Source organism: Ruegeria sp. AL1 (assembly GCF_056540905.1).
The window spans coordinates 155,673-175,470 of the sequence record NZ_JBQFXP010000012.1 but is presented as its reverse complement, the minus strand read 5'-3'; the positions used below and the strand labels follow the sequence as shown (position 1 = coordinate 175,470).

28 protein-coding genes and 1 pseudogene are annotated in these 19,798 nt (G+C 57.0%); 18 read left to right on the top strand and 11 right to left on the bottom strand.

Annotated features, from left to right (window positions below):
• The 3 genes from ACRZ9X_RS18990 to ACRZ9X_RS18980 all read right to left on the bottom strand — a co-directional run.
• The coding region (locus tag ACRZ9X_RS18990; RefSeq protein ID WP_480521652.1) for an alpha-hydroxy-acid oxidizing protein at nt 1–160 on the bottom strand (160 nt) is incomplete at its 3' end.
• Between the two features lie 9 nt (nt 161–169).
• Nucleotides 170–2,233: a TRAP transporter large permease subunit gene (locus ACRZ9X_RS18985; protein WP_480521648.1), complete on the bottom strand. Its 2,064-nt coding sequence runs from the start codon at nt 2,231–2,233 to the stop codon at nt 170–172.
• A gap of 113 nt (nt 2,234–2,346) precedes the next feature.
• Nucleotides 2,347–3,396 (bottom strand): TRAP transporter substrate-binding protein, encoded by a 1,050-nt coding sequence (locus tag ACRZ9X_RS18980; protein ID WP_480521647.1) that lies wholly within the window; start codon nt 3,394–3,396, stop codon nt 2,347–2,349.
• A 348-nt stretch (nt 3,397–3,744) separates the two neighbouring features.
• On the opposite strand from ACRZ9X_RS18980, the gene ACRZ9X_RS18975 reads away from it, so the two are divergent.
• Entirely contained in the window at nt 3,745–4,518 is a 774-nt protein-coding gene (locus ACRZ9X_RS18975) for a FadR/GntR family transcriptional regulator (RefSeq protein WP_480521646.1), read from the top strand.
• A gap of 113 nt (nt 4,519–4,631) precedes the next feature.
• Here ACRZ9X_RS18975 and rplP read toward each other — a convergent pair whose 3' ends face one another.
• The 7 genes and pseudogenes from rplP to ACRZ9X_RS18940 all read right to left on the bottom strand — a co-directional run.
• Nucleotides 4,632–5,045, bottom strand: a complete 414-nt coding sequence (gene rplP / locus ACRZ9X_RS18970) for a 50S ribosomal protein L16 (RefSeq protein ID WP_058283513.1) — start codon at nt 5,043–5,045, stop codon at nt 4,632–4,634.
• A gap of 12 nt (nt 5,046–5,057) precedes the next feature.
• Nucleotides 5,058–5,768: a 30S ribosomal protein S3 gene (rpsC, locus tag ACRZ9X_RS18965; RefSeq protein ID WP_008758042.1), complete on the bottom strand. Its 711-nt coding sequence runs from the start codon at nt 5,766–5,768 to the stop codon at nt 5,058–5,060.
• Nucleotides 5,768–6,148, bottom strand: coding sequence for a 50S ribosomal protein L22 (gene rplV, locus ACRZ9X_RS18960; protein ID WP_039538267.1), 381 nt, complete (start codon nt 6,146–6,148; stop codon nt 5,768–5,770). Before rplV ends, rpsC begins: the two co-directional genes overlap by 1 nt.
• Nucleotides 6,149–6,151: 3 nt before the next feature.
• Nucleotides 6,152–6,430 (bottom strand): 30S ribosomal protein S19, encoded by a 279-nt coding sequence (gene rpsS, locus ACRZ9X_RS18955; RefSeq protein WP_005980699.1) that lies wholly within the window; start codon nt 6,428–6,430, stop codon nt 6,152–6,154.
• A gap of 3 nt (nt 6,431–6,433) precedes the next feature.
• Complete coding sequence (gene rplB, locus ACRZ9X_RS18950) at nt 6,434–7,276, bottom strand: 50S ribosomal protein L2 (protein WP_008757664.1); 843 nt, start codon at nt 7,274–7,276, stop codon at nt 6,434–6,436.
• 213 nt (nt 7,277–7,489) lie between these two features.
• Nucleotides 7,490–8,578 (bottom strand): hypothetical protein, encoded by a 1,089-nt coding sequence (locus tag ACRZ9X_RS18945; RefSeq protein ID WP_480521645.1) that lies wholly within the window; start codon nt 8,576–8,578, stop codon nt 7,490–7,492.
• A gap of 118 nt (nt 8,579–8,696) precedes the next feature.
• A pseudogene (locus ACRZ9X_RS18940) lies at nt 8,697–8,782 on the bottom strand (50S ribosomal protein L23); the annotation flags it as partial.
• Nucleotides 8,783–8,933: 151 nt separating this feature from the next.
• Here ACRZ9X_RS18940 and ACRZ9X_RS18935 point away from each other — a divergent pair.
• From ACRZ9X_RS18935 to rpmD, 13 genes are all read left to right on the top strand, one after another.
• Entirely contained in the window at nt 8,934–9,554 is a 621-nt protein-coding gene (locus tag ACRZ9X_RS18935; RefSeq protein WP_480521644.1) for a 2OG-Fe(II) oxygenase family protein, read from the top strand.
• A gap of 378 nt (nt 9,555–9,932) precedes the next feature.
• The gene (locus tag ACRZ9X_RS18930) at nt 9,933–10,295 is read left to right on the top strand and encodes a type II toxin-antitoxin system death-on-curing family toxin (protein ID WP_480521643.1); all 363 of its coding nucleotides are present in this window, start codon (nt 9,933–9,935) and stop codon (nt 10,293–10,295) included.
• Nucleotides 10,296–10,481: 186 nt separating this feature from the next.
• A complete protein-coding gene (rpmC, locus tag ACRZ9X_RS18925) occupies nt 10,482–10,688 on the top strand; it encodes a 50S ribosomal protein L29 (protein ID WP_480521642.1) in 207 nt (68 codons plus the stop codon).
• A 5-nt stretch (nt 10,689–10,693) separates the two neighbouring features.
• Nucleotides 10,694–10,924 carry a 30S ribosomal protein S17 gene (rpsQ, locus tag ACRZ9X_RS18920; protein WP_152459158.1) on the top strand — a complete coding sequence of 77 codons (231 nt, stop codon included), beginning with the start codon at nt 10,694–10,696 and terminating at the stop codon, nt 10,922–10,924.
• Between the two features lie 76 nt (nt 10,925–11,000).
• On the top strand, nt 11,001–11,369 hold the full coding sequence (rplN, locus tag ACRZ9X_RS18915) for a 50S ribosomal protein L14 (protein ID WP_008757934.1): 369 nt from the start codon (nt 11,001–11,003) through the stop codon (nt 11,367–11,369).
• Between the two features lie 2 nt (nt 11,370–11,371).
• Nucleotides 11,372–11,683, top strand: a complete 312-nt coding sequence (rplX, locus tag ACRZ9X_RS18910; RefSeq protein WP_170749559.1) for a 50S ribosomal protein L24 — start codon at nt 11,372–11,374, stop codon at nt 11,681–11,683.
• Nucleotides 11,676–12,236 (top strand): 50S ribosomal protein L5, encoded by a 561-nt coding sequence (rplE, locus tag ACRZ9X_RS18905; protein WP_480521641.1) that lies wholly within the window; start codon nt 11,676–11,678, stop codon nt 12,234–12,236. Before rplX ends, rplE begins: the two co-directional genes overlap by 8 nt.
• Nucleotides 12,237–12,255: 19 nt before the next feature.
• On the top strand, nt 12,256–12,561 hold the full coding sequence (rpsN, locus tag ACRZ9X_RS18900; protein ID WP_068340744.1) for a 30S ribosomal protein S14: 306 nt from the start codon (nt 12,256–12,258) through the stop codon (nt 12,559–12,561).
• Nucleotides 12,562–12,574: 13 nt separating this feature from the next.
• Nucleotides 12,575–12,967 carry a 30S ribosomal protein S8 gene (gene rpsH, locus ACRZ9X_RS18895; protein ID WP_068340741.1) on the top strand — a complete coding sequence of 131 codons (393 nt, stop codon included), beginning with the start codon at nt 12,575–12,577 and terminating at the stop codon, nt 12,965–12,967.
• A gap of 11 nt (nt 12,968–12,978) precedes the next feature.
• Nucleotides 12,979–13,512, top strand: coding sequence for a 50S ribosomal protein L6 (gene rplF / locus ACRZ9X_RS18890; RefSeq protein ID WP_170440485.1), 534 nt, complete (start codon nt 12,979–12,981; stop codon nt 13,510–13,512).
• 11 nt (nt 13,513–13,523) lie between these two features.
• Nucleotides 13,524–13,883, top strand: coding sequence for a 50S ribosomal protein L18 (rplR, locus tag ACRZ9X_RS18885; RefSeq protein WP_039523386.1), 360 nt, complete (start codon nt 13,524–13,526; stop codon nt 13,881–13,883).
• A 170-nt stretch (nt 13,884–14,053) separates the two neighbouring features.
• Nucleotides 14,054–14,617, top strand: a complete 564-nt coding sequence (gene rpsE, locus ACRZ9X_RS18880) for a 30S ribosomal protein S5 (protein WP_480521640.1) — start codon at nt 14,054–14,056, stop codon at nt 14,615–14,617.
• A gap of 12 nt (nt 14,618–14,629) precedes the next feature.
• A complete protein-coding gene (gene rpmD / locus ACRZ9X_RS18875; protein ID WP_008757946.1) occupies nt 14,630–14,818 on the top strand; it encodes a 50S ribosomal protein L30 in 189 nt (62 codons plus the stop codon).
• A 246-nt stretch (nt 14,819–15,064) separates the two neighbouring features.
• Here rpmD and ACRZ9X_RS18870 read toward each other — a convergent pair whose 3' ends face one another.
• Entirely contained in the window at nt 15,065–16,051 is a 987-nt protein-coding gene (locus ACRZ9X_RS18870) for a sulfotransferase (protein ID WP_480521639.1), read from the bottom strand.
• Between the two features lie 343 nt (nt 16,052–16,394).
• Between ACRZ9X_RS18870 and ACRZ9X_RS18865 the strand changes: the two genes are divergently transcribed.
• From ACRZ9X_RS18865 to ACRZ9X_RS18850, 4 genes are all read left to right on the top strand, one after another.
• Complete coding sequence (locus ACRZ9X_RS18865) at nt 16,395–16,610, top strand: DUF1127 domain-containing protein (RefSeq protein WP_480521638.1); 216 nt, start codon at nt 16,395–16,397, stop codon at nt 16,608–16,610.
• 228 nt (nt 16,611–16,838) lie between these two features.
• Nucleotides 16,839–17,312 carry a 50S ribosomal protein L15 gene (gene rplO / locus ACRZ9X_RS18860; protein WP_039523401.1) on the top strand — a complete coding sequence of 158 codons (474 nt, stop codon included), beginning with the start codon at nt 16,839–16,841 and terminating at the stop codon, nt 17,310–17,312.
• A gap of 109 nt (nt 17,313–17,421) precedes the next feature.
• Entirely contained in the window at nt 17,422–18,786 is a 1,365-nt protein-coding gene (gene secY, locus ACRZ9X_RS18855) for a preprotein translocase subunit SecY (protein ID WP_480521637.1), read from the top strand.
• The gene (locus tag ACRZ9X_RS18850) at nt 18,783–19,427 is read left to right on the top strand and encodes an adenylate kinase (RefSeq protein ID WP_480521636.1); all 645 of its coding nucleotides are present in this window, start codon (nt 18,783–18,785) and stop codon (nt 19,425–19,427) included. The genes secY and ACRZ9X_RS18850 overlap by 4 nt, the downstream gene beginning before the upstream one ends.
• Nucleotides 19,428–19,798 lie beyond the last annotated feature (371 nt).

The following is a 19,798-nucleotide window of genomic DNA, read 5'->3' as shown; positions in this document are numbered from 1 at the left end:
CCGATGGCAGCAGATCGCAGCGGTCAAACGCGTTGGTGTTTTCGCGATACGTCACCTCATCATCGGCACCGCCGTCGATATAGTTGAAGATCGGCCCCGGCAGGCGGCGCTTGGCCAGTGTCCGGAAATCATGGAAGTTATGACAATCTTTAAGACGCATGTCTCCTCCTCAATACGCGACGGATGGCAGCCAGGTGGCAAGCGTGGGCCACAGGAACACAAGCGCCAGTCCTGTCAGCTGCAGCAGCACAAAGGGGATGATCCCTTTGTAAATATGCGTCAGCTTGATCTCTGGCGGGCACACGCCCTTGAGGTAGAACAGGGCAAAGCCAACTGGCGGGGTCAGGAAACTGGTTTGCAGCGTCACGGCCACCAGGATCACGAACCAGACCAGCGCGGGTTCGTCCAGCACGCCAAAGCCCGGGATATCGATGCCCAGCCCGTTCACGATGGGGCGCATCAGGGGCAGAACAATCAGAGTGATCTCGATCCAGTCCAGCACGAACCCAAGCAGGAAGACGATGAACAGGATGAACAGGATCGTGCCATTGGCACCGAAACCGGTGGATTGCACCACATGTTCGATCAACTCGTCGCCGCCCAGTTCGCGCAACACGTATGAGAACACCGTCGCGCCAAGGAAGATCGCGAAGATGTAGGCGGTGGTGTTGAAAGTCGAGACCAGCACGTTCCACAGCTTGGCGAAGGTCAGCTTACGATACCCAAGCGCCAGCAGAGTCGCACCCAATGCACCGATGCCTGAAGCTTCGGTTGGGGTCGTCAGACCCGCGAAGATCGAACCCAGTACCGCGAGGATCAGCAGCAGCGTCGGGATGACGGCGATCAGCACGTCTTTGACGGCAGCCCAGTCGGGGGCTTTTGCACCCTCTGGCACTGGGGCAGCGTCACGTTTTACCAGTGCGAGGATGAAGATATAGGTCAGGTACAGGCCCCCAATGATGACTCCGGGAAAGACAGCGGCCATGAACAGGTCGCCCACCGAAAGTGCCATCTGGTCGGCCATGATCACCAACATGATCGACGGCGGGATCAGAATACCCAGCGTACCCGAGGCGGAAACCACGCCCGCCGCCAGCGTCGGCTGGTACTTCTGTTGCATCATCGAGGGCAGCGACAGCACGCCCAGCAGCACGACGGATGCACCGATGATACCGGTCGAGGCGGCCAGAATGATCCCGATCAGGGTCACAGTGATCGCAAGACCGCCGCGTACCGTGCCAAACAGGCGCTGCATCGAGGACATCAGGCGCTCGGCCACGCCGCTTTCGTCCAGCATCAGGCCCATGAAAATGAACATCGGCAGGGCAACCAGAACCGCGTTGGACATGGTCGCATAGACCCGGTTCACAACCGCACCCAGTGTCAGATAGTCGAGCCCTGTAAAGGTGCTTTCCAGCCCGGTCCACAACATCAGGTCGTTGTCGAACAGATAGGCCAGCCCGCAATAGGCCACGCCAACACCGGCCAGTACCCAAGCCACCGGGTAACCGGTGAAAAGCAGCGCGATGAAGGTCAGGAACATCGCGATGACCAGCTTTTCCTCGGTCGTCTCGACCAGGAATGTCAGGCCGACGCAGACAGCGGCAAATACGGCCAGCACCAAAAGAATGCGGCGCAGCGGCGCGCCTTCGCGTTCCGAGACAGGTCCGTAGATCAGCGCGTGCCCGTCATGGATCAGCCGCGCAAGGGCGGCCAGCGCCAGCAGCACAAAGCTGATCGGAATGACCGCCTTGAACGCCCAGCGAGCCGGCAGACCGGTGGGGCTGTCCGAGCGTTCATTGACGCGGAAACTTTCGTAGAAATAGTCATACCCTTGATCGATCATCAGATAGATGAACGGGGTCAGCAGGGTCAGGATACCGATCACTTCGATCACACGTTGTGCGCGGCGGGAAAGCTGCATATGCAGCACGTCCACACGCACATGACTGTCGGTGATCAAGGCATAAGAGATGCCGATCATCGTGACGATGCCGTAGAAATGCCACTGGATTTCGTCCAGTTTGGGATAGTTCTGGCTGAACAGATAGCGCAACGAGACCTGACTAAAGATCGCGGCCATCAGCAGCACGTTGGCCCACATCACCACATGCCCAACGGCCTTCACGCCCGTGTCTATGGCAACGGCAATCTTCTGGCGGTCTGTATCGGGGTGTTCCAGGAGGCCCTCATAGGCTTCGACCGGATCGTTGAGGTTGTTTTGCGTGGCCATGGGAAATCCTCGCTCGGTTGACCGGCGCGGGCGCGATCAAGATTTGGCAGGTTCAGTACCTGAGAAAACCGGGGCGGAGGAATTCTCCGCCCCGGACGTGTCAGCAGATCAGTTTACTGACGCGGAAGGAACGCGTTGGTTTTCCACAGGTCATAGCCTTCGCGGAACTGGGTCATGTCGTCCATGACCTTGGCAAAGAAGGCATCGTTTGCGGCTTCTTCAGCAGCAACTTCTTCCCAGGTCGTGCGGAAGGTATCCAGCATCTCGGGCGACCACTGCTTGATGGTCACGCCGTTGTTTTCAACATTGTCCAGCAGGGCGGCGTGCTGAATGGCCTCGCCTTCGGCAAAGCTGTCGGTCATCGAGGCTTTGCACGCGGTTTCGATGATCGCCTTATGTTGGTCGCTGGCTTCGTTCCAGACGTCCTTGTTGACCATCAGCTCAAACACAGTTGCCTGCTGGTGCCAGCCGGGGAAGTAGTTGTACTTGACCAGCTTGTGGAATCCCAGACGGGCGTCGATGGCAGGCATCGAGAACTCGGTCGCGTCAATCGCGCCTTTTTCCAGCGCCGGGAAGATCTCACCGCCGGGCAGCAGCGAAGTGGCCACGCCCAGTTTCTGCATGACTTTGCCACCCAGGCCAAAGAAGCGCATCTTAAGGCCGTTCAGATCTTCGGGTGAGTTGATCTCGTTGGCGAACCAGCCCGAGGTTTCGGGGGCGATCACGGCGCAGGGAATGACGTGGACGTTGTAACCCGCCTGGTCGTACATCTCCTGATACAGCGACATGCCGTTGCCATAGTAGAGCCACGCCATGTATTCGCCGGCTTCCGGTCCAAACGGAACGGCCGAGAACAGCGGAGCGGCGGGGATTTTACCGGCCCAGTAACCCGCAGTGGTGTAGCCCGAGTTGATCTTGCCGGTCGAGACGGCGTCGAGGATTTCGAACGGCGGAACCAATTTGCCCGGCTCATAAACCTTCATCTTCAGCGTACCGCCGGACATCAGTTCCAGCTGCTCGGCCACGCGCGGGATGGGTGAACCCAGACCGGGCAGCTCGGTCGAGAACGCGATGGGCGTCTTGAGCAGCAATTTGTCCGCCGCAACGGCAGGGGCGGCGATGAGGCTGGCGGCCACGGCAAGGCTCGTCAGGGTCTTTTTCATGAATTCTCCTCCGGGGTCGGTCGAACGCTTGGGTCCGATCAATTCGTGACGCCAGGGCATCTGGCGCCTTGTCTGGTCAATAAAGTTTACCAAGATGATCAGTCAACAATTTAATTTACCACTGGCTCAGATTGTGATCGCCCAAGTTTTTAGGCATACGCACGAGGTTAACGCAGGCGTAATTTCCGAATTGTTGAAGTTTTCTCGAAAAAAATATTTAAAGACAGGTGGTTGTGGTTTGGAATTCGCCACGACCTATCAGATTACTCGCGCTTGATTTCTTCTGAATTATGGTTATCTTTGTTTACCAGCGTGCGCACCCTTTCTTCATCAACACGGTGACTTTTCATGACCCCAACAGCGATATTTGAACCGATCGGGCACGAATCGCTGGCGGATGCCGTGGTGGCCCAGATCGAGGACCTGATTGCGTCAGGCATCCTCAAACAAGGGCGAAAACTGCCGTCCGAACGTGATTTGGCAGAGATGCTGCGCGTATCTCGCCCCAAACTGCGCGAGGCTCTGCATGTTCTGGAACAACGCGGTCTGGTGACGACACAACATGGCGAGGGGACATTTGTCGCAGCGTTGACAGGGCAGGCGATGCTGCCCGCATTGCTGGCATTGTACGAGCGGCATGAACCTGCCTTTTTCGACTATCTTGAATACCGCCGCGAACAGGAGGGTTTTGCGGCCCGGCTGGCCGCGCGCCGGGCCACCAAGGCGGACAAGAAACGGATTACCGATATTCTGGCCGAGAACGAACGGGCCTGGAACGAGAAGGATGCGATAGCCGCCCGTGAAGCCGATTTTGCGCTGCACGCGGCCATAGTGGACGCAAGCCAGAATGCAACGCTGATCCACATGATGGCCTCGATCTATGAGCTGACGCGGCAGGGCGTATTCTACAATCGGGAGTTTCTTAAGACCATCGACGGAACCGGCGAAAGGTTGTTGCAGCAACATAAGGAACTTGGCGCGGCAGTTATTGCGGGCGATGAAGAACGTGCCGAACAAGCCGCATTCGACCATATCGACTTTGTAGAAGAATCCTTCCGCCTGGGGATCGAACAACGCCGCCGGGAAGCCATGGCCGAAAAACGCCGCCTGTTGTCTCAATAGATTTCCGCGATACAGCGCCCGCAAGCTTGCGCAGGACCGGGGCGACCAAAAAAGAAAGCCCTCCACCAGAGTTCCGGTGGAAGGCTTTTTTGTTGAGAAAGGATTTCTCTTTCTTACCAGTCTTCGCGAACCACGACGCGGGTCTTGATCGGCAGCTTCATCGCGGCCAGGCGCAGGGCCTCGCGGGCGATGTCGTCATTGACGCCGTCGATCTCGAACATCACGCGGCCAGGCTTGACCTTGCAGGCCCAGCGATCGACCGAACCTTTACCTTTACCCATACGAACTTCGATCGGCTTGGCCGTGACCGGAGTGTCGGGGAAGATGCGGATCCAGACACGGCCCTGACGCTTCATGTGACGCGTCATGGCACGACGTGCAGCTTCGATCTGGCGTGCAGTTACACGCTCAGGCTCAAGAGCTTTCAGGCCGTAAGTGCCAAAGTTCAGATCAGAGCCGCCTTTGGCGAGACCCTTGATCCGGCCTTTGTGCATCTTGCGGAATTTAGTACGCTTTGGTTGAAGCATATCTTTCCCTCCTTAGCGACGACCGCCACCAGCACCACGAGGTGCAGGGCCGTCTTGGAGTTCCTGTGCTTTACGGTCACGTGCCTGCGGATCGTGCTCCATGATCTCACCTTTGAAGATCCAGACCTTGATCCCGATGATCCCGTACGGGGTCATCGCTTCGGCATGTGCGTAATCGATGTCGGCACGCAGGGTGTGCAGAGGCACGCGGCCTTCGCGGTACCACTCGGTCCGTGCGATTTCGGCGCCGCCCAGACGACCAGCGACGTTCACCCGGATACCCAGGGCGCCCATGCGCATGGCGTTCTGAACCGAGCGCTTCATTGCGCGACGGAACGAAACACGACGTTCCAGCTGCTGAGCAATGGACTCGGCAACAAGTTGCGCGTCAAGCTCGGGCTTGCGCACTTCGACGATGTTCAGGTGCAGTTCGCTGTCGGTCATACGAGCAAGCTTTTTGCGCAGAACTTCGATGTCTGCACCTTTCTTGCCTATGATGACACCGGGACGAGCCGTGTGGATCGTCACGCGGCACTTTTTGTGCGGACGTTCGATGATCACACGGGCAACACCGGCCTGCTTGCACTCTTTGTTGATGAACTCACGGATCTTGAGGTCTTCCAGCAGAAGATCACCGTAGTCCTTGGTGTCGGCGTACCAGCGGCTGTCCCAGGTGCGGTTGACCTGCAGGCGCATGCCGATCGGATTTACTTTATGACCCATTAGGCTTGCTCCTCAACTTGACGCACCTTGATGGTGATCTCCGAGAACGGCTTCATGATCTTGCCGAAACGGCCACGGGCACGCGGACGACCGCGCTTCATGACCAGGTTCTTACCAACCCATGCTTCGGCGACGATCAGCTCGTCAACGTCCAGGTTGTGGTTGTTTTCGGCATTCGCGATTGCGGACTGCAGGCACTTTTTGACGTCCTGCGCGACACGCTTGTTCGAGAAAGTCAGGTCGGTCAGAGCCTTCTCAACTTTCTTGCCGCGGATCATTTGCGCAACCAGGTTCAGTTTCTGCGGGCTGGTGCGAAGCATGCGGGTTTTCGCCATTGCTTCGTTTTCAGCCACGCGGCGGGGGTTCTTTTCCTTGCCCATGACTTACTTCCGCTTCGCTTTTTTGTCTGCGGCGTGGCCATAATAGGTCCGGGTCGGCGAGTATTCACCGAACTTCTGACCGATCATGTCTTCCGAGACGTTTACGGGGATATGCTTCTGGCCGTTGTACACACCAAAGGTCAGACCCACGAACTGGGGCAGAATGGTGGAACGGCGCGACCAGATTTTGATGACTTCGTTGCGGCCCGACTCGCGCGCTGCTTCGGCTTTTTTCAGCACGTAAGCATCGACGAAAGGACCCTTCCAAACAGAGCGAGACATGGATTAACGTCCCTTCTTCTTGGCGTGCCGCGAGCGGATGATCAGCTTCTGGGACGCTTTGTTCTTGTTGCGGGTACGCTTACCCTTGGTGTCCTTACCCCACGGAGTAACCGGCGTACGGCCACCCGAGGTACGACCTTCACCACCACCGTGCGGGTGATCGATCGGGTTCATTGCAACACCACGAACCGACGGACGCACGCCCTTGTGGCGCATACGACCGGCTTTACCGAGGTTCTGGTTGCTGTTGTCGGGGTTGGACACGGCACCAACGGTGGCCATGCATTCCTGACGGACCATGCGCAGCTCGCCCGAGCTCAGACGGATCTGAGCGTAGCCGCCATCGCGACCAACGAACTGAGCGTAAGTACCGGCCGCACGTGCGATCTGACCGCCTTTGCCAGGCTTCATCTCGATGTTGTGGACGATGGTACCGATGGGCATGCCCGAGAACGGCATTGCGTTGCCCGGCTTGATGTCGGCCTTGGCGGATGCCACGACTTTGTCACCAACAGCCAGACGCTGCGGAGCTAGGATATATGCCTGCTCGCCGTCTTCGTATTTTACCAGTGCGATGAATGCGGTCCGGTTCGGGTCATATTCGATCCGCTCGACGGTTGCCGCGACATCAAATTTGTTCCGTTTGAAGTCAACGATCCGGTAGAGACGCTTTGCGCCACCGCCGCGGCGGCGTGAAGTGATCCGTCCGGTGTTGTTCCGGCCGCCCGATTTGGTCAAACCCTCTGTGAGAGACTTGACCGGACGTCCTTTCCAAAGCTCCGAACGGTCGATCAGCACCAGCCCGCGCTGGCCCGGCGTCGTCGGCTTGTACGACTTGAGTGCCATGCTTTCTGTCTTCCGTTTAGCAAGTGCGGGGATTTCCCCGCTATGTGATAGGCCCCCGTAGGTGCCATGGGTATAGGGCCCCGAAGGTCCCCGGTTACAAATATCAGAGGCCCCGGAACGAATCCGAGGCCGCAAGATTGGGAGCAATTAGCAGGGTTGGGGGTGGGTGTCTATAGGGTTTATGAGCAAACCCAAGCAAGAAAAGATGTCCGCTCAATCAACACCGAACGAGCTAAAATCATTTTTGGAGATTTCTTCAAAAAGCTCGCTTACAATATCGGGATTGCCATCGCAAGCATCGCTCTCTGAAAGAAGAACCCTTACCAATACCCTTCCATCCAAGAGAACTTCGATACTCGTTCCTTCTATGTGTTCCCTACCAACGAATCTCTCGGTTTTTCGTCTTACATACGAGCCGGTTTTCCGCCCGTCTGCGTCCCCTGCTTCAATCCACTTCGCTTCACGAATAGTCCTTTCCCCAGCAGATAAGACAATCAGAACTTTGCAGCCTTTAACATCTAGGGTCGCGCGCGCCGACGGGCTGGCCCCTAACTCAATCGCCAACGGAAACATTTGCCAAGGTATAAAATCAGATGGCGTTAGCCGAACGTGACCTGCCGTATTCTTTCCCTGCGATGGGATAAAAGCTGCAAGTGCCTCGGATTGCGCTTTCAGCAGCGCAATGAGTCTCTGCGTGGCGTCTTGATGCTGCCCGTAAGTTTCGGAACTGATGAGGTCATCAATCGTCATTCCAAGTATTGCTTGGCCGTACTCGTCAATGAGATCGAACCCCGCATCTATGGAGCTTTGGCTACGCGAACCGTTCACCGAAAACGCAAGGGCGTTACGAGAACATCCGCGTAAATCCACCGACACACGCATCAAACTCCAAGAGTCGGTCTCAAAAAATCGGAAAAGGGACGGCTTGACGCGCCCATCGGATATCCCCGTTTTCTTCAAGCCGACAGAATTGCAGAGTAACTCCGCATGTGCTGTTTCAAGAATGAAGCTCACTGAAAGAACCTGATGGTTCTTGCTACACGTCAGAAAAACAGCAGGTACAGCGCGGAGCATTGGGGCATCAAACTCTTCATTTTGAAAACTCCTTTTGCACGTCCAACCCTCGGCATATGGAAGACTAATAAATAGCTGCTCTTCCAAAATTGACGCAAGCGCAGCAGCCTCATTTGCCACGGCAGAAACCTCGTCTCTAGGCGCAAATCCTGCTTGACTTTCCTGTGCCATCGCACTGGTGAACAAGCCAGATATCAAGATCAGAAACACTGAAAAAACGGGCTTCAATACACTTCTCCGCACTTTACCTGCAATCTCATGAACACAGGCTTCCTAGCAGAACTCCGGAACTAAAAAAGCCCCCGCTTGCGCGGGGGCTCTTATCTCTCTCCGAAGACAGAGCCGATCAGAGACCGGTGCTCACGTCGATGGTGTTGCCCTCTTCCAGGGTCACATATGCTTTTTGACGTATTTCCGACGACCCGGCTGGCCGACGCGCCCTCCGCCAAAGTTGGATGGCATTGCTCAATTCTTGGTCCTTGTTGGCCATGGTCGCCGTGTTTCGTGCTGGGGTAGGGGACCGTTCGGAACCTGCGCGCAACAAGCTCTGGCCCAAAGTCCGCGCTTGGGCTATGCCCGGCCCATGGCACAGATTGAATCACTCTTCGTAACCCGTCTTTATCGCGCTGCATTGTCCGAGTTCGATCCCAGGATCGACGCGGAGGAATTGGAAAGCTCCTGCCTTGTCATCGCTGAGGATGATGAGGCCGGGCAGGACTGGTGCGAGGAAAACGGCTATCCCGGCTATACCAGCTATGCCTCGCTGACCGATCTGCCCTGGCGGTTTCCGATCTTTGCCGATCTGGTCAATGCGCTGGATCAGCACGTCGCAGCCTTCGCCAAAGATCTGGAGTTTGATCTGGGTGAGGGCGAGCTGAAGCTGGAGGACCTCTGGATCAACATCCTGCCCGAGGGCGGCATGCATTCCAGCCACCTGCATCCGCACAGCGTGATTTCGGGTACGACCTATGTGGCGATGCCCGAAGGGGCGAGTGCGCTGAAGCTGGAAGACCCCCGCTCAGGCCGCATGATGGCAGCGCCGACGCGAGTGAAGGGCGGGCGGCGGGATTTGCAGCCGTTCATCTATATGAAACCGCAGGTGGGTGATGTTCTGCTGTGGGAAAGCTGGCTACGCCATGAGGTGCCGATGAACATGGCCGAGGACGAGCGGATTTCGGTGAGTTTTAATTATAAGTGGGAGTAAACCCCGATCCGCGAAGCGGCAATCGCTCCGGTGGAGTGATTGAGGGAGCTAACGGGCGGAGCCTTGCGCGTCAGTAACAAGACAACGTTAACGAACTCTTCATCACTTTGGCCTAAGTGTTACGATCTTGCGAATGCGATGAACGCCGTCCATATTATAGCTATGTCGAGGAAAGTTTTATGGCTGCCAGCGCAAAGAAAACATCTGTAAAGGGCGGGTACATATCCCGTAGCGCTGAAACCGGGCGCTTTGTCAGCGTGAAGTCGTCATCGGGTGTCAAATGGGCCGCGCCAAAGTCGGTGTCGGTGGTCAAGGAGGCTTCGAAAAAACGCCACTCAGCGTTGAAGCGTTTGGCCGATCGGTAGAACGCACTACCGCGTGACTCTGGCAGACGCAATCGCTGCGCATGATGAGGCACTGACTTATGGAGGTCGCGACGGAGTAACGAGCCTTGACCTCATCGAGTCGGCTCTGGGGCGACCGTATTCGGGATATCACCGTTCGATTTCTCGCAAGGCGGCAGCGCTTTTGCAAAGTATGGTGGGCAACCACGGCTTTGTGGATGGTAACAAGCGCACTGCATGGTTGCTGGTGGAAATTCTCATAGAAAGAAGTGGGTATTTTCTGGATGTCAGTGATGATGAGCCAATCGACGATCTTGTTGTTGCGGTTGCCGCAAGAGAAATGGATTTCGATGGCTTGCATCTCTGGTTCAAGGCGCGGCTGATCGCAAATTCCTGACATGCGCTGAAAGCGTTTCGGCCAGTACCAAACTTCCTCTTGCCACCCACCTCCCAAACCCTTATACGGCGGCATCCTGCGGTCTCCCGGCGTTGTCGGGCGATTCGTATGTCTATCATTCATCCACCAGGTCAAAGGTGACCCTGTAAGGGGGCCTTCTGGTGTTTTGAGCAAAGGAAAAAGGCGATGAACGCCCAAGAACTGCGTGACAAGACCCCGGACCAGCTCCGCGAGGAACTGGCCAACCTGAAGAAAGAAAGCTTTAACCTGCGCTTTCAACAGGCAACCGGTCAGCTGGAAAACACAGCCGGTATCAAAGCGGCCCGCCGCAATGCTGCCCGCGTCAAAACCATCCTGAACGAAAAGGCCGCTGCCGCGGTATCCGAGGAGTAAATCAGATGCCCAAGCGTATCCTGTCCGGAGTAGTAACCAGCGACGCCAACGAGCAGACCGTGACCGTTTCGGTCGAACGCCGCTTCAAGCACCCGCTGCTGCACAAAACCGTTCGTAAGTCCAAGAAATACCGGGCTCATGACGAAAAGAACGCCTTCAAGGTCGGTGACACCGTTCGCATCATTGAATGCGCGCCGAAATCGAAGACGAAACGTTGGGAGGTTCTGGAGGCGTAAGCCCCCGGGACTTTTCCATTTGTCGAAACCCTGGGGGATCTAATCAGACCAGCCCCCACAGGTCGGGAGAAACCACATGATCCAGATGCAGACCAATCTGGATGTCGCTGACAACTCCGGCGCACGCCGAGTTCAGTGCATCAAGGTCCTGGGTGGTTCCAAGCGTAAATACGCCTCCGTCGGCGACATCATTGTCGTCTCGGTGAAGGAAGCCATCCCGCGCGGCCGCGTAAAGAAAGGTGACGTCCGCAAGGCCGTCGTCGTACGCACCGCCAAAGAAGTCCGTCGCGAAGACGGCACCGCGATCCGTTTCGATCGCAATGCCGCCGTCATCCTGAACAACAACAACGAGCCCGTCGGTACCCGTATCTTTGGCCCCGTTGTTCGCGAACTGCGCGGCAAGAATTTCATGAAAATCATCTCGCTGGCTCCGGAGGTGCTGTAATCATGGCTGCTAAACTCCGCAAAGGCGACAAGGTCGTCGTGCTGGCCGGCAAGGACAAGGGCAAAGAGGGAACCATTTCCTCGGTTGACCCCAAAGCCGGTAAAGCTGTTGTCGACGGCATCAACATCGCCATCCGCCACACCCGCCAGACCCAGAACAGCCAGGGTGGCCGCCTGCCTCAGGCAAACCCGATCGAGCTGTCGAACCTGGCTCTGCTGGACGCAAACGGCAAAGCAACCCGCGTTGGCTTCCGCATGGAAGGTGACAAGAAGGTGCGTTTCGCCAAGACCACAGGGGACGTGATCGATGCTTGATACCGCAACCTACACCCCGCGTCTGAAGGCTCAGTACGTTGAAACCATCCGCGCCGCTCTGAAAGAAGAGTTCGGCTATAAGAACGACATGCAGCTGCCCAAGCTGGAAAAAATCGTTCTGAACATCGGTTGTGGTGCTGAGGCTGTCAAAGACTCGAAGAAAGCGAAAGCTGCCGTCGAGGATCTGACTGCGATTGCCGGTCAACAGGCCGTTGCAACCAAGGCGAAAAAGTCGATCGCGGGTTTCCGCGTCCGTGAAGACATGCCGCTGGGCGCGAAAGTGACCCTGCGCGGTGACCGGATGTACGAATTCCTGGATCGTCTGATCACCATCGCGATGCCGCGTATTCGTGACTTCCGCGGTGTGAAGCCGTCTTTCGATGGTCGTGGCAACTTTGCCATGGGCATGAAAGAGCACATCGTGTTCCCCGAGATTGACTTCGACAAGGTCGATGAAGTCTGGGGCCTGGATATCGTAATTGCCACCACAGCGAAGACCGACGCTGAAGCGAAGAGCCTGTTGAAAGCGTTCAACATGCCGTTCAACGCGTAAGCGCCGGAAGGATAGAGACATGGCTAAAAAAGCAATGATCGAACGCGAAAAGAAGCGCGAACGCCTGGTGGCCAAATATGCCGCAAAGCGTGCCGAGCTGAAAGAAATCGCGAATGACGAGAGCCGCCCGATGGAAGAGCGTTTCAAAGCGCGTCTGAAACTGGCGAAACTGCCGCGCAACAGCTCGGCCACCCGTCTGCACAACCGTTGTCAGCTGACCGGTCGTCCCCACGCTTACTACCGTAAGCTGAAGGTCAGCCGTATCGCGCTGCGCGAGCTGGGTTCTGCTGGTCAGATCCCCGGCATGGTGAAATCGAGCTGGTAAGGGAGACATAGATATGAATGATCCTATCGGCGATATGCTCACCCGTATCCGCAACGCGCAAATGCGCGGCAAGTCCACCGTTTCCACCCCCGCATCCAAGCTGCGCGGTTGGGTTCTGGACGTGCTGGCGGACGAAGGCTACATCCGTGGCTATGAAAAGACGACCGGTGAAAACGGTCATCCGGCCATCGAAATCAGCCTGAAGTACTACGAAGGCACCCCTGTTATTCGCGAACTGAAGCGGGTCTCAAAGCCCGGCCGTCGCGTCTACATGGGCGTCAATGACATCCCGCAGGTCCGTCAGGGTCTGGGCGTGTCGATTGTCAGCACTCCGAAAGGTGTGATGTCGGACGCAAACGCTCGCTCCAACAATGTTGGCGGCGAAGTGCTCTGCACCGTCTTCTAAGGAGGTCTGCAATGTCTCGTATTGGTAAAAAACCGGTCGAGCTGCCCAGCGGCGTTTCCGCCTCTGTGTCGGGTCAGACCATCGAAGTGAAAGGTCCGAAAGGCACCCGCAGCTTCACCGCAACCGATGACGTCACGCTGTCGGTCGAAGACAACGTTGTGCAAATCAACCCTCGTGGCATGTCCAAGCGTGCCCGCCAGCAGTGGGGCATGAGCCGCACCATGGTTGCCAATCTGGTAACCGGTGTGACCGAAGGCTTCAAAAAAGAGCTGGAGATCCAGGGTGTTGGTTACCGGGCTCAGATGCAGGGCAACACCCTGAAGCTGAACCTGGGCTACAGCCACGATGTTGATTTCACTGCTCCGGAAGGTGTCACCATCACCGCGCCGAAGCAGACCGAGATCGTTGTGGAAGGTATCGACCAGCAGCAGGTGGGCGAAGTCGCGGCCAAAATCCGCGAATGGCGCCGTCCCGAGCCGTACAAAGGCAAGGGCATCCGCTACAAGGGCGAGTTCATCTTCCGCAAGGAAGGCAAGAAGAAGTAAGGACGCAAACAATGGCAAACAGCAAAAGAACCCTGTTTCTGAAGCGCCGCCTGCGCGTTCGGAACAAACTTCGCAAAGTCAACGCCGGCCGTGTACGCCTGTCGGTTCACCGTTCGAACAAAAACATCAGCGTTCAGCTGATCGACGACGTTCGTGGCGTGACCCTGGCATCGGCCTCGACCCTGGAAAAAGATCTGGGCGTCGTTGGCAAGAACAACGTCGAAGCGGCCACCAAAGTGGGCGCGGCCATCGCCGAGCGTGCCAAGAAGGCAGGCGTCGAAGAGGCCTATTTCGATCGTGGTGGCTTCCTGTTCCACGGCAAGGTGAAGGCAGTAGCCGACGCCGCGCGTGAAGGTGGTCTGAAGATCTGATGGTGTGCCGGGCTGAAGCCCGGCCTACCTGAAACACCGCCGTAGGCCGGGCTTCAGCCCGACACCGGCACTTGAAGGCAAGGTCACTTGCCTCGATGATCGGGGGGCTTTCCGGCCCACTTCGATTGAAAAAACGGCGTCACAACGCCACATGAGAAAAGGGATGCCAAATGGCAGAACGTGAAAACCGTCGGGGCCGTGGCCGCGACCGTGAAGAAGCACCGGAATTTGCAGATCGTCTGGTCGCAATCAACCGCGTGTCGAAAACCGTAAAAGGTGGTAAGCGCTTTGGCTTCGCCGCTCTGGTGGTTGTCGGCGATCAGAAAGGCCGCGTCGGCTTTGGCAAGGGTAAAGCGAAAGAAGTACCCGAGGCCATCCGCAAGGCGACCGAACAAGCCAAGCGTCAGATGATCCGCGTGCAACTGCGCGAAGGCCGGACTCTGCACCACGACATCGAAGGCCGTCACGGCGCTGGTAAAGTGGTTATGCGCACCGCGCCTGAAGGTACCGGTATCATCGCCGGTGGTCCGATGCGTGCCGTGTTCGAAATGCTGGGCGTCAAGGACGTTGTGTCCAAATCGCTGGGCTCTCAGAACCCGTACAACATGATCCGCGCCACCATCAACGGCCTGACCAAAGAGCAGAGCCCGCGTTCGGTTGCCGCACGTCGTGGTAAAAAAGTTGCCGACATCCTGCCCAAGCGGGACGAAGCACCGGCTGAAGCCGAAGCGTAAGGAGAGCGAGTCATGGCAAAAACCATCGTCGTCAAGCAGATCGGTTCCCCGATCCGCCGCCCCGCCGAACAGCGCGCAACCCTGATCGGTCTGGGCCTGAACAAGATGCACAAGACCCGCGAACTGGAAGATACGCCTTCGGTCCGCGGCATGGTCAACAAGATCCCGCATCTGGTTGAGATCATCGAAGAACGCGGCTAACCGCGGTTTCCTTGTCGAACTTGGAACGCCCTCGACGACGTCGGGGGCGTTTTTTGTGGACACGTTGACGACATCTCCTCAGAAATTGATCCAAGTGGATTCAAAGACTAATAGAGAATATGACGCTGTCCTCAAGGCACTGTCTGATTGCGCCAACACTTATGTTGTGAGCGGCAACCAGCCGGTTTTTCCCTTCGCAACCTCAAAAGGCACCGAACGCTTGTTACTGCCACTCAAAGACTGTCTTTATAAACCGTACTTTGCCGCCCAGCCCGCTGCCCGCTCTCCAAACAATTCAGCGGACTTCCGAATTTCATCTGCATAAGTATCTATCAGCTGCGCCTTGATATCGCCCTCAAGTACGACCTGTGCCTTGCTGCCTTTGTCGTTGGGCGGCGCGACAAGATTGCTGTCCTTAGCCAGGCATTTGTCCAGCGACCAATCCGTCCCGGAGCCGTTTGCGCCCGTCACCGCAGCATGGATTTCGTCGCTGATCCCTTTGGGACTTGAGATAATCTCGTCCAGCGAAAACACACGTATGGCATCTTCGCCAAAAACACCGCTCCACACCTTGTAAATCTCGGAAGGTTGCGAATTCAGCGGGGGTGAGACGGCTTCTTGGTCGATTATCTTTTGCCCGGCCGACGTCGTCAGAAACGCAACCATACGGGCTTGTTGCTGTGAGGTTATCCTGAACCAGTTCCTGCGCGTCTCTTTGCGCAGGCGCATGTTGATCGCAGACCATGCCCGGGAAATGGGATCACGCAACAACAGGACGATCTTGGCCTGCGGCACAAGCGCATGAACGCGCTGAACCTGAGACACATCGAGCCGCGAATACCCGGGAGTTATGTCGCCGGTGATTGTCCCATCGGGTTTCAGAGAAAACATGTCCAGGTAATCGGCATCCCGACAGCCGTTTTTCAGGTATTGTTGACTCTTGTACAAAAATTGCAGGTCGCGCTCATCGACTTTTCGCTCGCCGTCCCGCACGCGGCGCGTGTTCAACAGCGACAGCCGGACACCGCCCCCAGACAGCGCGTCAAACAGCTTTTGCTGGCGTTCGTGGCGTTTTGCAATCTCACTGCCATCGAAATGGTGAAACTCCTTGACCAGAGGCATCCAATACCGGCCGTCCAGTGCGAGGATTTGCTGCAGAGTCCGCGTTCCGGCCTTTTGCAACCCGATACACAAGAAATCCGGCCCTGCCGCCTGTGATGACCAACCTGCCAAATTCTGCTCCGCGTTTCTTTAGGAGGGACACTTCCAAGCTCATCTAACTACGTATGACCCCTGCAGGCAATCGCTCTTGCGATCACGTTCCGACTTAGTGTCGGTGTGCGCCGAGCCTTATGCACGGATGGCCGGACAGGCGTGAACAAGGCCAGATCCTCCCGTGAAAGCTATGCAAGATTATGCAGGAAACTTGTGGGCAGCCATTCGCTCAACGCATAGCGGCTAGACGGATTTCAACGTTGTTGGCGATATCCGTTGCGCCTATCTGAGCCGTGTCCCGATACGGAACAGAACAGCAAAGACCGGGGAATTCGCCTCGGTAGCAGAAAGGACTAAAGATATGGCACATGTAGCAACACACACCCATGGCGGTCTGACCCTGAACGACCGCATCGTCGCGTTCATCTCGAAGGTGAAAGCCAACCACGCGCTGCGGGTTGAATACAACCGGACTTATTCCGAACTTCAGAATCTCAGCGACCGCGAACTGAACGACATTGGCGTCCGTCGCTGTGACATTGGGGATATTGTTCGCAACCACGTCTACTGCGCGTAAACCCAATTGTCGGAACCTGACCCGTGAGGCGCCTCAGGCGCCTCTTTTGGGTTCTGGTCGCACCACCCTGCCGGATCGCCACCGATTCCGTTGCAATAAGAAACCTTGCAACCAAAAGCCCAACGCTGTAGAGCGCTCCGGTGGCTTTGCGCCACGAGAATCAAAACCAAAAAATGCCGTGTCTGACCCATCACGCTTCGGGGTCATTTCCGGCGAAGGAGAAGCGATATGAAACTGCACGAATTGCGCGACAATCCTGGCGCAGCACCGAAACGCACCCGCGTTGGCCGCGGTCCGGGTTCCGGCAAAGGTAAAATGGGTGGCCGTGGTATCAAAGGCCAGAAATCCCGTTCGGGTGTGGCCATCAATGGCTACGAGGGCGGCCAGATGCCGCTGTATCAGCGCCTGCCCAAGCGTGGCTTCAACAAGCCGAACCGTAAGGCATTCGCCGTTATCAACCTGGGTCTGATCCAGAAATTCGTCGACGCCGGCAAGCTGGACGCATCCGCTGCGATCACCGAGGACGCGCTGGTCGCATCCGGTCTGGTCCGCCGCAAGCTGGACGGTGTCCGCGTTCTGGCCAAAGGTGAGATTACCGCCAAAGTGAACCTGGAAGTCACAGGTGCTTCGAAATCTGCTGTTGAAGCAGTTGAGAAAGCGGGCGGTTCACTGACGGTCACAAAAGCTGCTGCGGCAGAGTAAGCGCTTGTGAGCGGACCAAGACCCGCTTACATAGACCTCAGAGTTTTCCAAGACGCCGCCCGAGCCGGAAAACGGTTCCGGGCGGTGTTTGCATAAGAGAGACCGATTTATGGTATCAGCAGCAGAACAAATGGCAGCCAACACAAGCTGGGCTGCTTTGGGCAAAGCCACCGATCTGCGCAACCGCATCCTGTTCACGCTGGGTTTGTTGATCGTCTATCGTCTGGGCACCTTCATTCCGGTTCCGGGCATCGACGGCCAAGCGCTGCGCGAGTTCATGGAGCAGGCGGGGCAGGGCATCGGCGGCATGGTTTCGATGTTCACCGGCGGAGCGCTGGGGCGGATGGGGATTTTTGCCCTCGGTATCATGCCCTATATCTCGGCCTCGATCATCGTGCAGCTGCTGACCTCGATGGTTCCCGCGCTTGAGCAACTCAAGAAAGAGGGTGAGCAGGGGCGCAAGAAGATCAACCAATACACCCGATTCGGCACCGTGGCGCTGGCCACCGTTCAGGCCTATGGTCTGGCGGTTTCGCTGGAGTCGGGCGATCTGGCGACCGATCCGGGCCTGTTCTTCCGTATGTCGACCATGATCACGCTGGTTGGCGGCACCATGTTCCTGATGTGGCTGGGTGAGCAGATCACCGCGCGCGGTATCGGCAACGGCATCTCTCTGATTATCTTTGTCGGCATCATTGCCGAGGTTCCCGCCGCACTGGCGCAGTTCTTTGCGTCTGGCCGCTCGGGTGCGATCAGCCCCGCCGTGATCGTTGGCGTCATCATCATGGTCATCGCCGTGATCACCTTTGTGGTCTTCATGGAACGCGCCCTGCGCAAGATCCACATCCAGTATCCGCGCCGTCAAGCCGGTATGAAAATCTATGAGGGCGGATCGAGCCACTTGCCGGTCAAAGTGAACCCGGCGGGCGTTATCCCGGCGATCTTTGCCAGCTCGCTGCTGCTGCTGCCGGTGACGATCTCGACCTTCTCGTCGGGGGCGACCAACGGGCCGGTGATGTCCTGGCTGCTGGCCAATTTTGGCCCCGGACAGCCGCTGTACCTGCTGTTCTTCGCCTCGATGATCGTGTTCTTTGCCTATTTCTATACGTTCAACGTGTCGTTCAAGCCGGACGATGTGGCGGACAACCTGAAAAAGCAGAACGGCTTTGTGCCGGGTATCCGTCCCGGCAAGAAAACCGCTGAATATCTGGAATACGTGGTCAACCGCGTGCTGGTCTTGGGTTCGGCCTATCTGGCCGCCGTCTGCCTGCTACCGGAAATCCTGCGCGGACAGTTTGCCATTCCGTTCTATTTCGGCGGCACGTCGGTTCTGATCATCGTCTCGGTGACCATGGACACGATCCAACAGGTTCAGAGCCACCTGCTGGCGCATCAATATGAAGGGCTAATCGAAAAGTCCCAACTGCGCGGTAAAAGCAAGAAACGCGGCAGAAAGGGAGCTGCTCGTCGATGAACATCATTCTTCTCGGCCCCCCGGGGGCAGGCAAAGGAACGCAGGCGCGTCACCTGGTTGAAACCCGCGGTATGGTGCAACTCAGCACCGGAGACATGCTGCGCGAGGCCAAGACCTCGGGCACGGAGATGGGCCAGAAGGTTGCTGCAATCATGGACGCGGGCAAGCTGGTCACCGACGAGATCGTGATCGGACTGATCGAAGAGAAACTGACCACCGAAAAAGGCGCCGGCTTCATCTTTGATGGCTTCCCTCGGACGCTGGCACAAGCCGACGCGCTGTCGGCTCTGCTGACTAAGCTGGGCCAGTCGCTGCACACCGTGATCGAAATGCGCGTGGATGACGACGCACTGGTCGACCGGATCACCGCGCGGTCAACCTGCGCGGGCTGCGGCGAGGTTTACAATGATCACACCAAGCCCATTCCAGCCGATGGCAAATGCACCAATTGCGGCAAGGAAAACGACTTTACCCGCCGCGCCGATGACAACGAAGACAGCCTGCGCACGCGGCTGATGGAATACTACAAGAAGACCTCGCCGCTGATTGGTTACTACTACGCCAAAGGCGATCTGCGCCCGGTGAACGGATTGGCCGATATCAAGGAAGTCACCGCGTCGATTGAGGCCGTTCTGGGCTAAACGTCAGGTAATTTGTGTTCTGGAATGACTACAACAAAGCTTCTGCTGCGTTCTTGGCTGGGCTTGCCGCCGGCCTTGTCGGAGGGCTGTTGTTGGGCGGTTTCGCCGTGATGAGCATGGATAGCCTTAATGCTCACATGGACTTTTGCAACGACCAAACCAGCAAGCACTTCATCTTCGATCAATACGTCAGAGAGAAGGTTTGCTGGCCAGATTGAATATGGGCTTGACGGCGTTGCCAAAAGCCCATATCGACCCCCATCCCTAAAGGGAATCAAGACCGCGCGCGGGATTCGTCCCAACCGCCCCGACCACCTCGAATAATACAGGGCCCTCTGGCGTCACTGCCACGGTCAGGTGTTGTGAAAAAA